Origin of the sequence: Sulfuriflexus mobilis (assembly GCF_003967195.1) — a bacterium.
In the GTDB taxonomy this organism is placed as follows: domain Bacteria; phylum Pseudomonadota; class Gammaproteobacteria; order AKS1; family AKS1; genus Sulfuriflexus; species Sulfuriflexus mobilis.
Map to the genome: position 1 here is coordinate 199,017 of NZ_AP018725.1, position 14,111 is coordinate 213,127.

A 14,111-nucleotide genomic window follows, 5' to 3' on the forward strand; every position below is an offset into this window, starting at 1 on the left:
AAGGGGAAGACAATGGCACGAGAAATTATTTCAACTGATAAGGCCCCGCAGGCCATCGGTACTTATTCACAGGCAGTTAAAGTGGATAACACGGTTTATCTATCCGGGCAGATCCCGCTGCTGCCGGAAACCATGCAACTGGTCGAGGGTGATATAGAAGCTCAGATTGTACAGGTGTTTGAAAACCTCAAGGCCGTTGCGGCGGCGGCAGGTGCTGATTTTTCTCATGTCGTTAAGCTGAATGTATTTTTAACTGACCTGGCGAATTTCCCTGTCGTCAATGAAGTCATGGCACGTTATTTCCATGAACCTTATCCGGCGCGTGCGGCGATCGGAGTGGCGGCCCTGCCCAAGGCCGCCGAGGTGGAAATGGATGCCGTGCTGGCTATTGATTGATCGGCCGATTATATTTTTTCATTCTGAATGAGTAACGATCCGGCCAGCCTGTCTGTCACCTGCCTCAAGGGGGTTGGTCCCAAGGTAGCAGAGAAGCTGGCCAGGCTGGGCCTGCATACCGTTCAGGATATCCTGTTTCATCTGCCGTTGCGTTATGAAGACCGCACCCGCGTCGTGCCGATAGGCAGTCTGCGTCCAGGTGATGCAGCAGTGGTGCAGGGTGAGGTTCAGCTTACCGAGGTCAAGTTTGGTAAGCGGCGTAGCCTGTTATCACGTATCAGTGATGGCACCGGTTCGCTGACCATTCGCCTGTTTCATTTCAATGCCGCGCAAAAGGCCTCACTTGAACGCGGTGCGAGTGTGCGTTGTTATGGGGAGGCGCGGCGTGGTACCTCGACACTTGAATTGATCCACCCGGAATACCGCCTGATACAGGCCGAAGAGTCACCAGAAGTGGCAAGCAGTCTTACCGCGGTCTATCCGACGACGGAGGGTGTACATCAACTGAAATTGCGCGACCTGAGTGAACAGGCCATGTCGCATATTGGCGGGTTACGCGAGTGGCTGCCGGCCGAACTACTTGCATCGCTGGGCATGCCGACCCTGGGCGAGGCGCTGCGCACCCTGCACCGACCCACACCGGATGTGTCTTTAAGCGGCCTGAGCGAAGGTGAACACCCGGCACAGCAACGCCTGGCCTTTGAAGAATTGCTCGCCCAGCACCTGAGCATGCGCCAGTTGCGTGAACGCATGCAGGCACACCAGGCACCGGCATTGCGAAATAACGGTGAGCTCAACAATCAGTTTCTGCAGCAATTGCCCTTTGAGCTCACGATTGCACAGCAGCGCGTGATCAAAGAGTGTTTGCAGGATCTATCTCGCGCCGTGCCCATGCAACGCCTGGTGCAGGGCGATGTCGGTTCTGGCAAGACCGCGGTGGCGGCCTGCGCGGCCCTGCATGCCGTTGAGTCAGGATATCAGGTTGTGGTGATGGCGCCGACCGAGTTGCTGGCCGAACAACACCATAAAAATTTTTACGACTGGTTGGCGCCGCTGGGGATCAAGGTCGCCTGGCTGACCGGCAGTCTGAAGGCCGCCGAACGGCGCGAACAGATGGCCGTGATCAGCGGCGGGCAGGCCCAAGTCGTGGTCGGCACACATGCCCTGTTTCAGGCCGAGGTCGAGTTTGATCGTCTTGGACTCGTTATTATTGATGAGCAACATCGCTTTGGTGTGCATCAGCGTCTGGCCCTGCGCGAGAAGGGTCGTGGTGAAGACGGTCACCCGCATCAGTTGATCATGACCGCGACACCGATCCCCCGCACCCTTGCCATGACCTTCTATGCCGACCTTGATTGCTCGGTGATCGATGAGCTGCCACCGGGGCGTACCCCGGTGACTACTGTCGTGATCCCCGACAGCCGCCGCGCCGATATCGTGCAACGCGTCGAGCAGGCCTGCGCCAGTGGTCGGCAGGTGTACTGGGTGTGTACCCTGATCGAGGAGTCCGAGGCCTTGCAGTGCGAGGCCGCCGAGGATACCGCGCAGGCCCTGGCGGCGGCCCTGCCGCAGCTTCATGTCGGGCTGGTGCACGGGCGCATGAAGGCCGCGGACAAGGAGGCCATGATGCGTGCCTTTAAGGCCGGCGAGATTGATTTACTGGTGGCGACGACCGTGATCGAGGTCGGGGTCGATGTGCCGAATGCGAGCCTGATGGTGATAGAAAATGCTGAACGGCTGGGGCTGGCACAATTGCACCAGTTACGCGGCCGGGTCGGGCGGGGCGCGCACGAGAGCAATTGTGTGTTGTTGTATCGTGCGCCGCTTGGCCAGCGGGCCCGTGAGCGCCTCGCGGTGATGCGCGAGACCACCGATGGTTTCGAGATCGCCCGCCATGACCTGGAACAGCGTGGCCCGGGTGAAGTACTCGGCACGCGCCAGACCGGCCTGGCGATGTTACGCATTGCCGATCTGGTGCGTGACCAGGCCTTGCTGCCGGCGGTGGAGCAGGCCGCCCGCCAACTCATGCAGGATTATCCCGGCCACGTGGACCCGCTGGTGCGGCGCTGGATAGGTGAGGCGACCCGTTATGCCGACGTCTGAGACATGTCTGTATAACAGCCATCGTGGTAAGGTTTGTTATGCATCATCGTGAACCCGTCTGGCGCCGCTCGCGCCGCCTGTTACGCAGTCAGGTGCCGACCGGCTGGTGGGAATGGTTGCTCGACCCCGCCTCGCTGACCCGACGTCTGCAACGTGCCTGTGAGGGCTGTTTCAGTGTTGAGGTGATCCGCCAGGGGTGGGACAAGCCACTACATAACGAGGCGCGTGCGATGGGTCTGCTGGAGAGCCGCCGGGCATTGATACGTGAGGTCTATCTACACTGTGATGGCAAACCCTGGGTGTTCGCCCGCACTGTGATCCCGGATACCACCCTCACCGGTCGGGAGCGACGACTCATGCACCTGGGCAACAAACCACTCGGTGCGGTGTTGTTCGCCGCCCCCGACATGCAGCGTGGCGAGGTCGAATTGGCCTGTATTCACCCCGGCCAGCGTTTGTTCCGTGTGGCCACACAGCGGCAAAGACAAAAGCCAGCGGCGATTTGGGGGCGCCGTTCGGTATTCCGCCTGCATGACAAACCCTTGCTGGTCAGCGAGATCTTTTTGCCAGGCACCCCAAAACACACCTAGGTGCGTCGCGGCATGTTAAATGCTGGCACCATCACGGCGGCTTGGCGATAATAGCCGTAATGCAAAACCCGCTAAGAAGATTACACGCCCTATACGTCGAGTCCGTGCCTGCCACCTTGCGTCACCGCCTGCGGCAATATGCCTTGTTGATGCGACTCGATAAGCCGATCGGCATTCTCCTGTTACTCTGGCCGACCCTGTGGGCACTGTGGATCGCCGCTGAGGGTGAGCCGTCCATTGATGTGTTTATCGTCTTCAGCCTGGGTGTGTTGCTGATGCGCTCGGCCGGTTGCGTCATTAACGACTACGCCGATCGTAAGATCGACCCACACGTGGTGCGTACGCAAGGACGGCCCATGGCCACCGGGGACGTCAGCCCACGTGAGGCCCGGTGGCTATTTGTCGGCCTGTGCCTGAGCGCCTTCGCGCTGGTGTTGTTCATGAATGCCCTGACGATCCAACTGTCCATCATCGGTGCGCTACTGGCCTTTATCTATCCGTATACCAAGCGTTACACCTATCTGCCACAGGTATTTCTCGGCCTGGCCTTTGGCTGGGCCGTGCCAATGGTGTTTGCGGCGCAGACCGGCGGGGTGCCGCAGCTGGCCTGGTTGTTGCTCACGGGCACCGTGTTGTGGGCAACGGCCTATGACACCATGTATGCCATGGTCGATAGAGACGATGATATCCGCATTGGGGTGAAATCCTCCGCGATCCTCTTCGGTGAGGCGGATCGGCTCATTATCGGCCTTATCCAGGCCTTGTTGATCCTGGTCTTGCTGTTGGTCGGGCGGCAGGCGGAAATGGGGGGCTATTATTACCTCGGTGTCCTGGTCGCCTTGGGTCTGAGTGCCTATCAACAGGTTTTAATCCATGATCGGCAGCCCAAGGCCTGTTTTCGTGCCTTTTTGAATAATAACTGGCTGGGTATGGCCGTGTTTGCAGGGATTTTACTGGATTACTGGCTAAGGTAAGGCCGGGGCTTTGTAGGCCAAATCTTGCCGTTCTCATCTATATTATTGCATTGACAACAGTGATTTGCTGTGTGAATCTTAGAAACTACATGAGTAATATGCTGTTAACTCATGGAAGATTAAAGATTAATCCGGACGATTAGGCTAACGTTGGCCTTCAATCGAGACTACATGGGTCGAAATTGACCATCGCCGAGGACAGCACTCTGTTTGCCTTACTAAAACGAAAGCCTCAGGGCAGGGGTTTGACGGCTGTCAGCCTGGACGCCGAGGGTATTGCTATTGCCCGGGTTCAGCGCGAGGAGGCTCACCGGCCACGGCTCGATGTTTGTCGTTACCTGCCAACGGAGCCCGGTGCCGATACCGCCACGGTACTGGAGGGGCTGGTGAGTGAGCTGGGTCTTGAACAGGGCCGGGGTGTGATCGTCATGCAGCCGGATTCTCATTCGCTGTTATTGATCGAGGCCCCGGATGTGCAACCGGCCGAACTCAAGGCCGCCGTGCGCTGGCGTATCAAGGACCTCATCGACTTTCATATTGATGATGCCGTCATTGATGTTTTCGAGATCCCGGAGCAGGGTGTGGCCCCGGGCAAGGCGCGCCTGATGTATGCGGTCGCGGCCAGGTCATCCTTGATCCAGGAACAGGTAGGCATCCTCGACAAGTCCTCGCTGGCGCTGGAAATTATCGATATCCCTGAACTGGCGATTCGCAACATCGCCGCCCTGCTTGATGAAGACGTGCGTGGCGTGGCCCTGCTTTATTTTGGGCAACGCAGCGGCCTGATCACCCTGACTCGCCAGGGCTCGCTATACCTGTCACGGAATATCGATATCGGTTTGCAACAGATGGTGGCCGCGGGTAGTCACGATGGCGAATTGCACCCGCAAACACGGCAGGCCCTGGAGCGCATTGTTCTCGAGGTGCAGCGCTCCCTGGATTACTATGAGAGCCATTTTTCACAACCCCCGATCAGCAGCCTGATACTGGCGCCCCTGGAGCAGGATATCCCAGGGGTGATCCCCTATCTGTCGGCCAATCTCGGCATGGCGGTAAGTATGCTCGATTTGAACAGTATCTTTGATATGGACGATACGATTGACGTGGCGACCCAGGCACGTTGCCTGACAGCCATCGGTGCGGCCTTGCGTCTGGAACAAAAGGCCCTGTAGCAAATGAATGCACAACAGCAAATCAATCTCTACCAGCCGATTTTCCGCAAACAGGAAAAGGTGTTTTCGGCACGGACCATGTTGTTTGTCTTTGTCGGCAGTATTGTTTTTTTTACGGGGATTTATGCCTATGCGCGCTGGAATGTCTATGACCTGGCGCATCAGTCTGAAAGACTCCAGCAGCAATATGTCGGCGAAGTGGCCCGGCTGGAAGACCTGTCACGCCGTTACCCGGCAAAACAAAAAAGCAGGCAGATCGAAGAACAACTGGCCGAGCTGAAAAAAGAGCGCCGGGCCAAGCAGTTTTTGCTCAAGACCCTGTCCAGCCGCAGTATCGGTAATGACAAAGGGTTCTCTGCCTATTTTGAGGGCGTGGCAAGACAACGCCCGGAGGGAATGTGGTTACGCCATTTTGAGCTTGAAGAGGGTGGCAATGTGATCGGGATTCATGGCAGTTCCCTGAAACCGGAACTGGTGCCTGAGTTTTTGCAGCGCCTCGCCGGTGAGACATCCTTTAGCGGTAGTAGCTTCCGTATCTTCGAGATGAAGCGAGACACGGACAACCCTGCGGCCATTAACTTCAGCCTGCGGAGTATTTCCGGGGGCAAACAGCCATGAGGGAACGCTGGCAACAACTGGCAAACTGGATTGATATGCTGAGCCTGCGTGAGCGAGGTTTTTTGTTGCTGGCGCTGATCATCGCGATATTTTTAATCTGGAATCAGGTACTGCTGGACCCACTGGAAAAACAAGCCAAGGAATTACAGGTCAAGCTGAAAAAACAGAACAAGGACCTGGAACGCCTGCGGGCCAGGCAAAAAGATGTTATTGACCATTCTGCGGCGGACCCGAATGCCCAGGACAATCTTGAGATCATGGCTATTAAGAAGGTCGTGCAGACACTCGATGCACAACTTCAGGAAATGACCATAGACCTGATTAGTCCGCAACAAATGGCCAAGGTGCTTGAGGAAGTCCTGACCCGCGAGACCGACCTGAAGCTGGTTAGCGTACAATCGTTGCCGCCGCTGGCATTAACCGAGGCGGAAGATGATGTGGCAAAAAACAACAAACGTGGTAAGAGCATAGTGCCGGGTGTCTACCGGCATGCGCTGAAGATTGAATTCAAGGGCAGCTACCTGTCTACTTTGCGTTATATGCAGGAGCTGGAAAAACTGTCGAGACGCTTTTACTGGGGCAGTGTGGATTTTGTCGTAGAGGACTATCCGCATGCGCGTGTTACGATAACAGTCAATACGCTGAGCCTGAACGAGGCATGGATTGGTGTTTGAAAAAATGATGAAACAGCAGTCATCTTCAGGCACGCGCTTATTTGTATCAGCATTGCTGTTATATGTCGGAGTATCACTGATGGCGCATGCCTATGAAGACCCGACACGGCCGCCCGACTTTGCCGGTACAGGCGCGGATACGCAACAGTTGAATGCGCCTGTCTGGCAGCTTAGTTCGATTTTGATCTCGGCAGAACGCCGCCTGGCGGTAATTAATGGCCAGACTGTCAGACAAGGCGAACAGATAGGTAATGCCCGTGTGATTCGGATTGGCGCAACCGGGGTAACACTGCGAAATAATACGGAAACATTCACAGTGAAATTATTATCGCTGCCGGTTAAATCCGTTAGCGATAAATAGAAACAGGACAGAAGGATTATGCATACATCACAACATAAAACATCAGCATCGAAGCGACCTGTGTGCTGGCCTGTATTGGCAGGCGTTGTGGTTGCAGTATTCCTCTCGGCTTGTGCGACGAAGGATCCCAAGGGCGGCACCACCATTGATGATATACACGCAACCCTCCAGGAAGGCATCGATAATGCAGAACAAGGCATGCAGCAGACACCACAGTCTGTCAGTGATGCCCTGGTGCCGCCGATCAATATTAATGTTCCCGGTGAGGTTGATATACCGGAGTCACGTTTTGATATTGCCGTCAAAGAAGCCGAGGCGCGGAGTTTCTTTATGGGACTGGTCGACGGCACACATTTAAATATGGTCGTGCATCCGGATGTGACCGGCAGTATATCCCTGACACTCAAGGATGTGACCATTCCGGAAGTTATGACTGTCTTGCGTGATGTCTATGGTTATGAATACCGTCAGAATGGCAATGTCTACCAGGTCTTGCCACGCCGTCTGCACTCAAGAATATTTGAGGTTAATTACCTGAATGTGATCCGTAGCGGCAAGTCGCAGACCCGTGTGAGTTCGGGCCAGGTATCACAGCCAAGTGCTGAATCAAGCACCAGTGGAACAACAAATGGTACGACACGTACCACGAGTTCGAATAACGCGTCATTAGCAGAGATATCCGGTAGCCAGGTTGAGACCAACTCCGAGGCGGATTTCTGGAGTGAATTAAGAACCTCATTGGGTATTATCATTGGCAATAGTGGTGGCCGTAGCGTGGTGATCAACCCGCAGTCGGGTGTCGTCGTGGTGCGTGCCATGCCTTCCGAACTGCGTGATGTCGCCAGGTTTCTCAATACCACCCAGGATGTGGTCGAGCGCCAGGTGATCCTCGAGGCGAAGATCATCGAGGTCGAGCTCAGTGATGGTTTTCGCTCCGGCATAAACTGGGCGGCACTGGGTGAACCGGGGCGTGGCAAGACCATCGTAGGCGGCCAGACCGGTGGTGGCAGCCTGTTCGGCAATGGCGCGAGTGAGATCCAGGGCCAGACCGGAAACCTGAATCCACAAAATCTGCTGCCCGTCGATAATGCCCTGACGTCGGCCTTCGGTGGTGTGTTCTCACTGGCCCTGAACCTGAATGACTTTACCGCCTTTATTGAACTGCTCGAGACACAGGGTAACGTACAGGTACTTTCCAGCCCACGCGTCTCGACAGTGAATAACCAGAAGGCCGTCATCAAGGTCGGTACCGACGAATTTTTTGTTACCGAGGTATCCAGTACCACGATAACCGGTACCACCACGACCAGTACGCCCTCGGTTACCCTGACACCGTTTTTTTCCGGTATCGCCCTCGACGTGATCCCGCAAATTGACGAGGACAACAATGTCATTCTGCACATTCACCCGACAGTCAGCGAGGTGGCTGAACAGATAAAGGTGATTACGATCGGTGGTGAACAGCAATCCCTGCCCCTGGCACAAAGCAGTGTGCGTGAGTCGGACAGTATTGTTCGGGCACAGAGTAACCAGATCGTGGTGATTGGCGGGTTGATGCAGAATAGTACCCGTGAAGATATCGGTTCAACGCCATTACTCGGTGATATCCCGGTAGTGGGTTCCCTGTTTCGACACACCCAGCAAAGTTCCCGCAAGAGTGAACTGGTGATTTTATTGCGTCCTATCGTGGTAGACTCTGATTCGGTATGGAAGGGTAGTCTGCAAAAGTCGTCCGATCGTTTCCATAAACTGGACCAGGGTTTTCATTTCGGCGGTAAGTCAGAAGTCTTTGGCACGCGGGCTGAATAGCGGTTCGTCGTGGTAGTCTTGATGGGGTAAGGCATGTACCTTGAACATTTTGCGTTGCGTGAGCTGCCTTTTTCTATCACTCCTGATACAAGTTATTTTTTTAACAATACCGGTCATCAGGAGGCAATGAATGTCCTGCTGGTGGCACTGCGCAGTGGTGAAGGTTTTATCAAGATCAGTGGCGAAGTGGGTACCGGTAAAACCCTGCTGTGCCGCCGCTTGTTGAATCTGCTCAGCGTCGATAAGCACTTTGTTACCGCCTATATCCCCAATCCCTACCTGAGCCCGGCCGCCCTGACGATGGCCCTCGCTGAGGAACTCGATATTGATTGCCCGCGTGATATCGGCCAGCATCGCGCGCTCAAATTGATCACCGATCATCTAATTGCGCTTACCGCCAAGGGCAAGCGAGTGGTGCTGATGATTGACGAGGCACAGGCCATGCCCGAGCAGTCGCTGGAGGCCTTGCGCCTGCTAACCAACCTTGAAACCGAGAAGTATAAGTTGTTGCAGATTGTCCTGTTTGGACAGCCGGAACTGGACAATATCCTGGCCAAGCCATCCGTCCGACAATTTCGCCAGCGTATCGCCTTTAGTTACACACTACCGTCCATGGACTGTGAGGGCGTCAAGGCCTATGTTGCGCACCGGCTGGTGGTGGCCGGTTATGGCGGTGCACCGATGTTTGCCGATAAGGCCATGAATGTTTTGTGTCGTGCCAGTCGTGGTGTGCCACGCCTGGTGAATATCATTGCGCACAAGGCCTTAATGGCCGCCTACGGGCAGGGTGCCAGAACCATACAGGTACAACACGTCAGGGCAGCCGTTGCCGATACGGAGGACGCAAACCTGTATAGCCGGAAAAGGATAGGCTGGCCGAGATATGTATGGTTGGGTATGGCGGTGTCGGCTATCGCCAGCGGCGCATGGTTCTTCTTGAGGGTGGCACAATGAGTGTGATTAACCAGATGCTCAAGGACCTTGAGCAACGGCGTGCCGAAGGTTTTGCTAACCCGGGTGGCATCCTTAATGACCTGGGTGCGAACCCCAATGCACGCGGCGGCCGGCGTGGTCAGTGGCTGGTGCCGCTGTTGTTGGTGGTGGTCGTCGCCTTGCTGGCCTGGCTGGTCTGGGAACATTATTATCAGCCGACCATGCCTGTGACACCGGCACAGGCCAGTGAGGTGGTGTCCGCCCCGTCACGTGCGCAGGTGGTGAGGGTCGAAGCGCCTCAGCCGGCCCGGGTCGTTGCCGTCGAACCTCCCGCCCTCGTGGCAATGCCGGAGGAGGCCATGTTGACGCCACCCATCGCCTCAGCCCCCACTGCACCCACTGCAGCAGATAAAGACGCATCGGCTGTGGTGCCGACGGCAACGATGTCGGTCGAACCGGTAGTGAGTGAGCCCGTCGTCAAGGCGCATATTCAGCGATTTGAGCCCTCACCCTTGATGGCGACCGGCAGGCGAGAGACCGTGAATGTCTATGGTGAAGGATTTATTAGCCCTCTGCAGGTGTTGCTGGAATGGGATGGTGGCCGGTCTTTCAAGACACTCGACGCGGATCAGGTAGAGATTATCGACAGTACACACCTGCGGCTGAGATTTAACCCCGGTAGCGAAACCGATGCCTGGACGGTGCAGGTGGAACCTGAGGCCGGAAACAGCTCACAAACGTATGTCTTTAACGTCGTTGCACCACCGAAGGTCACGGCCGACCCTGAACCACGTGCAGAGCCCCCCGTTCCTGTCGCAGATAAGGTATCAGGCAGTGTTTCCAAGACACTGCGCCAGCAGACAGGTGTAGAAAAGGCCCCGGCCGTATTCATGAAGGCCTCGACCCTGCTCAAACGGGGTCAGGTCGTGGAGGGTTCCAGGCTGTTACGTGAGGTCCTGCAACTGGATAGCGGCCACCTTGCCGCGCGCGAACTGCTTTCAGGGCTGTTGTTTCGGCAAGGGCAATATAGCGAGGCGGCCGAACTTCTACAGGCGGGAATCCGCCAGCAGGCCAGTCATATACCGTTCAATTTGTTATTGGCGCGTGTGCGCATGGAACAGGGGCGCGAGGCCGATGCGATCAATGTGCTTGAGGCGCAACACCCCTCGCCACGCGAGTACAGCGATTATTATGCCTTGCTGGCGGCCTTATACCAGCGTAGTGGCAACCATGCCGCCGCGGCCAGGGTCTACCAGGGCTTGGTAGAGGTCTTTCCATCGCATGCGGTCTGGTGGATGGGACTGGCTATTTCACAACAGGCCCTGAATAACCGGACTGAGGCATTGCAGGCCTATCGACGTGCACTGGCGGCGAAGGGCCTACAGGCGGGGCTGCAGAAATTTGTGCGTGACCGGATTCGTTTGCTGGGCGGTTAATACTTGTCGCCGAGTAGATGTATGCGGTTTCTGCCGGCCTTCTTGGCCTCATAGAGGGCCTCATCGGCACGGGCAATCAACCTGTCGGCGAGTTGCTGGTTATCTGCCTGGGCATCCTTTTCAGGAAGGGTGGTCGCCACGCCAATAGAGACGGTCACGGGGATTTCTTCGTGATTGATACCACTCTGCGGACTGGCCTGTATGGTCAGGCGCAGGCGCTCGGCAATTTCCTCAGCGGCATCCAGGTTGGTATTACAGAGCAGGATGGCGAATTCCTCTCCGCCATAACGGGCCAGAATATCTGAACGCCGCATTTGCTCATTGAGCAGACCGGCAACTTCTCTTAGCACCTTGTCACCACTCTGGTGCCCGTGCTCGTCATTGATCTTTTTGAAGTAATCAAGATCGATGAACAGGCAGGAGAGCGGATTCTGATGACGGCGGGCACGCTCCACCTCTTCATGAATACGCTGATCAAAGAAGCGACGGTTATTCACTGCAGTCAGTCCGTCGGTCAGCCCGGTGTGTTTCAGGCGCTCAACGTTAAGGGTGTTCTCCAGACAAATGGAGACAATGGCCGTTAACCTTTCCAGCAAGTCAGTGCCGCTGCCGTTCACAAAACGCCGACTGTCATGGCTACCGAGGTTCAGGCAACCGATGACGCGTCCCTGTCGCACCAGAGGCAAGAGGGCGACACTGTTCAGTTCTTTGTGGGCGAGCTTGAATAATTCTGCATGTTGCCGGGCATGGTAGGCACCGAGGCTGGGAAACAAGCTGCTGGTATTTTCCGGCATGGCATCACAATCAATCCTGAAGATCAGGTTAGCATTATTAGCGATGCTGCTGTTTTCATCTTCAAGAAAACGACGGATCTCATAGTGGGGATCGATCAACACCAGGCTGACCGCATCGAGGCCGAAATCCTCCCGGTAGCGATGTAGCAGCATGTCGATCAATTCGGATAATGACTCAGCCCCCAGCAGTAATAACTCCAGTGCCTGCAGGCGCTGGAGCTTGTCTTCATTGCGTCTGGCCTCATCGAGCAACACCTTGAGTTGGCGCTGCAAGCTGCGACGGCTGTGGCTGTCATCTAGCATTCTGGCTCTGGCCTATACGACATAAGGTCAGCCTAGGCAAAGCCGCGCTGACATGAAGCGATGTGCATCACATTATGCGAAATCATGCTCTGATTGCCAGTGTTTTTATTATCTATGTTGATCCGTGGTGGCCCGGCAGCAGCACCAGACCGAGACCTCTTCCACGCCCTGGCGCTTCAGTGCCATGGCCAGGGCATTGACGGTGTGACCACTGGTCATGACATCATCAATAATGGCGACATGCTGCCAGTGAGGGGGTGGATTCACTGCAAAGGCATTCCTGATATTGGCCGCGCGTTTCGACAAGGGCAGTGCCGATTGTCCGTGGGTAGGCCGTTGCCGCTGACAGTGTTGGCTATCGATAGGGATACCGAGGCGTTTGGCCAGTGGTCGGGCCAGTTCGATGGCCTGGTTAAAACCCCGTTCACGCAGTCGCTGCGGGTGTAGCGGTACGGGCAACAGGCAGTCCACGTGCCGCACATGCCGATGATGATGCTCGAGGTGCTGCGCCATGATCGCCCCCAGCAGGCGGGCATGGCTGAGCTGGCCGTGGAATTTCAAATCAAGGATCAGGCGATCCAGGGGCGGCTGGTAGCGGAACAGGGCCACGGTTCTGTCGAAAGCCGGCATTTGTTGCTGGCACTGCCCGCAGAGGGCGGTGTGTGTATCGGTGAGGGGATTGGCGCAACGCGGACAGGCCGCGGGCAGCCAGGGCAACTCATGATAACAGCCCGGGCAGATATCCAGATCGGGCCGGTCATGCAGGTCGCCACAAAGCAGACAGGGCACTTGTATGTACCCAAATAGGCGATTTTTTAACCAGTTGTACACTATGGGCATCCTTTCCCGTTGACAGCCGGCCTGTGCAGGCTACCATGCAGGCATTCTATACCGAGTTGGTTGCCGGCTGGCAACCTGAGCTGAACGGAGAGTTCACATGTCTGCCACACCCGAAAATCTGAGCGGCCCAGCCGTTGCAGAGACCATGCTTCGCCACAACTGGCACCAGGCTGAGATCGAGGCCTTGTTTGCCTTGCCGTTTAATGACCTGCTGTTTCGCGCCCACAGTATCCATCGTGACAACTTTGAACCGAATACCGTACAGGTCAGTACCCTGCTCAGTATCAAGACCGGTGCCTGCCCCGAAGACTGTGCCTATTGCCCGCAGAGCGCGCATTACAACACCGGCCTGGAAAAGGAACGCTTGCTGGATACAGAAACGGTGCTGGCTGCCGCCGAACAAGCGAAGAAGAGCGGGGCGACGCGTTTCTGTATGGGCGCGGCTTGGCGCAAGCTGCATGACCGTGATGTGCCGGCAATGAGTGAGATCATCAGCGGGGTCAAGGCCATGGGCCTGGAGACCTGCATGACCCTCGGTATGCTGACCGAGGGTCAGGCACAAAGCCTGCGCGAGTCGGGGCTCGATTATTACAATCACAACCTGGATACCTCGCGTGAGTATTACGACGAGATCATCAGCACGCGTACCTACGAGGATCGCCTCGAGACCCTGCGTCATGTGCGGGCCAGTGGCATGAGTGTCTGCAGTGGCGGCATCATCGGCATGGGTGAGGGGCGCGGCGATCGCGCCGGCCTGTTAATGGAACTCGCCAACCAGCCGGAACACCCGGAGAGTGTACCGATCAATCTGCTGGTGCAGGTGGAAGGCACGCCTTTAAAGGGTGTTGATGAACTTGACCCCTTCGAGTTCGTCCGCATGATCGCGGTGGCAAGAATTATCATGCCGCAATCTCAGGTGCGCCTGTCTGCAGGCCGTGAAAACATGAGCGATGAATTGCAGGCGATGTGCTTCTTTGCCGGTGCCAATTCTATCTTCTATGGCGAAAAACTCTTGACCACAGATAACCCGGAAGCCGAGCATGATCGGGAATTGTTCCGCCGCCTGGGCATTACCGCGGGCAATCCCGAACCCTGTTCACACTAGGTT

At 56.2% G+C, this 14,111-nt stretch carries 14 protein-coding genes; 12 read left to right on the forward strand and 2 right to left on the reverse strand.

What is annotated here, in order from left to right; translation table 11 throughout:
* The first annotated feature begins 12 nt into the window (after positions 1–12).
* The 11 genes from EL386_RS00970 (at position 13) to EL386_RS01020 (ending at position 11,066) form a co-directional block, all read left to right on the forward strand.
* The gene (locus EL386_RS00970; protein ID WP_126452392.1) at positions 13–396 is read left to right on the forward strand and encodes a RidA family protein; all 384 of its coding nucleotides are present in this window, start codon (positions 13–15) and stop codon (positions 394–396) included.
* Between the two features lie 27 nt (positions 397–423).
* The gene (recG, locus tag EL386_RS00975) at positions 424–2,499 is read left to right on the forward strand and encodes an ATP-dependent DNA helicase RecG (protein ID WP_126452393.1); all 2,076 of its coding nucleotides are present in this window, start codon (positions 424–426) and stop codon (positions 2,497–2,499) included.
* Between the two features lie 38 nt (positions 2,500–2,537).
* Positions 2,538–3,089: a chorismate--pyruvate lyase family protein gene (locus EL386_RS00980; RefSeq protein WP_126452395.1), complete on the forward strand. Its 552-nt coding sequence runs from the start codon at positions 2,538–2,540 to the stop codon at positions 3,087–3,089.
* A 116-nt stretch (positions 3,090–3,205) separates the two neighbouring features.
* Entirely contained in the window at positions 3,206–4,063 is an 858-nt protein-coding gene (gene ubiA, locus EL386_RS00985; protein WP_197722185.1) for a 4-hydroxybenzoate octaprenyltransferase, read from the forward strand.
* A 245-nt stretch (positions 4,064–4,308) separates the two neighbouring features.
* Positions 4,309–5,235, forward strand: a complete 927-nt coding sequence (gene pilM, locus EL386_RS00990) for a pilus assembly protein PilM (RefSeq protein ID WP_126452399.1) — start codon at positions 4,309–4,311, stop codon at positions 5,233–5,235.
* A 3-nt stretch (positions 5,236–5,238) separates the two neighbouring features.
* Positions 5,239–5,853, forward strand: coding sequence for a PilN domain-containing protein (locus EL386_RS00995; RefSeq protein WP_126452401.1), 615 nt, complete (start codon positions 5,239–5,241; stop codon positions 5,851–5,853).
* Entirely contained in the window at positions 5,850–6,527 is a 678-nt protein-coding gene (locus EL386_RS01000; RefSeq protein WP_126452403.1) for a type II secretion system protein GspM, read from the forward strand. Before EL386_RS00995 ends, EL386_RS01000 begins: the two co-directional genes overlap by 4 nt.
* A gap of 4 nt (positions 6,528–6,531) precedes the next feature.
* A complete protein-coding gene (locus EL386_RS01005) occupies positions 6,532–6,888 on the forward strand; it encodes a hypothetical protein (RefSeq protein ID WP_126452405.1) in 357 nt (118 codons plus the stop codon).
* 18 nt (positions 6,889–6,906) lie between these two features.
* On the forward strand, positions 6,907–8,697 hold the full coding sequence (mshL, locus tag EL386_RS01010) for a pilus (MSHA type) biogenesis protein MshL (protein WP_126452407.1): 1,791 nt from the start codon (positions 6,907–6,909) through the stop codon (positions 8,695–8,697).
* Between the two features lie 33 nt (positions 8,698–8,730).
* Positions 8,731–9,651, forward strand: coding sequence for an ExeA family protein (locus EL386_RS01015; RefSeq protein ID WP_126452409.1), 921 nt, complete (start codon positions 8,731–8,733; stop codon positions 9,649–9,651).
* A complete protein-coding gene (locus EL386_RS01020; protein WP_126452411.1) occupies positions 9,585–11,066 on the forward strand; it encodes a tetratricopeptide repeat protein in 1,482 nt (493 codons plus the stop codon). The genes EL386_RS01015 and EL386_RS01020 overlap by 67 nt, the downstream gene beginning before the upstream one ends.
* On the opposite strand, the gene EL386_RS01025 is transcribed toward EL386_RS01020, so the two are convergent.
* Positions 11,063–12,163 carry a GGDEF domain-containing protein gene (locus tag EL386_RS01025; RefSeq protein ID WP_126452413.1) on the reverse strand — a complete coding sequence of 367 codons (1,101 nt, stop codon included), beginning with the start codon at positions 12,161–12,163 and terminating at the stop codon, positions 11,063–11,065. The two genes, EL386_RS01020 and EL386_RS01025, sit on opposite strands and share 4 nt — an antisense overlap.
* 108 nt (positions 12,164–12,271) lie before the next feature.
* Entirely contained in the window at positions 12,272–12,952 is a 681-nt protein-coding gene (locus tag EL386_RS01030) for a ComF family protein (protein ID WP_232020223.1), read from the reverse strand.
* 148 nt (positions 12,953–13,100) lie between these two features.
* Between EL386_RS01030 and bioB the strand changes: the two genes are divergently transcribed.
* Positions 13,101–14,108: a biotin synthase BioB gene (gene bioB, locus EL386_RS01035; protein WP_126452417.1), complete on the forward strand. Its 1,008-nt coding sequence runs from the start codon at positions 13,101–13,103 to the stop codon at positions 14,106–14,108.
* The last annotated feature ends 3 nt before the right edge of the window (positions 14,109–14,111 follow it).

Coding starts and splice junctions, on each gene's coding strand:
- mshL (WP_126452407.1), top strand. CDS start 6,907: ATGCATACATCACAACATAAAACATCAGCATCGAAGCGACCTGTGTGC.
- EL386_RS01005 (WP_126452405.1), top strand. CDS start 6,532: ATGATGAAACAGCAGTCATCTTCAGGCACGCGCTTATTTGTATCAGCA.
- bioB (WP_126452417.1), top strand. CDS start 13,101: ATGTCTGCCACACCCGAAAATCTGAGCGGCCCAGCCGTTGCAGAGACC.
- EL386_RS01025 (WP_126452413.1), bottom strand. CDS start 12,163: ATGCTAGATGACAGCCACAGCCGTCGCAGCTTGCAGCGCCAACTCAAG.
- EL386_RS01015 (WP_126452409.1), top strand. CDS start 8,731: ATGTACCTTGAACATTTTGCGTTGCGTGAGCTGCCTTTTTCTATCACT.
- EL386_RS00980 (WP_126452395.1), top strand. CDS start 2,538: ATGCATCATCGTGAACCCGTCTGGCGCCGCTCGCGCCGCCTGTTACGC.
- EL386_RS01000 (WP_126452403.1), top strand. CDS start 5,850: ATGAGGGAACGCTGGCAACAACTGGCAAACTGGATTGATATGCTGAGC.
- EL386_RS00970 (WP_126452392.1), top strand. CDS start 13: ATGGCACGAGAAATTATTTCAACTGATAAGGCCCCGCAGGCCATCGGT.
- EL386_RS00995 (WP_126452401.1), top strand. CDS start 5,239: ATGAATGCACAACAGCAAATCAATCTCTACCAGCCGATTTTCCGCAAA.
- EL386_RS01020 (WP_126452411.1), top strand. CDS start 9,585: ATGGTTGGGTATGGCGGTGTCGGCTATCGCCAGCGGCGCATGGTTCTT.
- recG (WP_126452393.1), top strand. CDS start 424: ATGAGTAACGATCCGGCCAGCCTGTCTGTCACCTGCCTCAAGGGGGTT.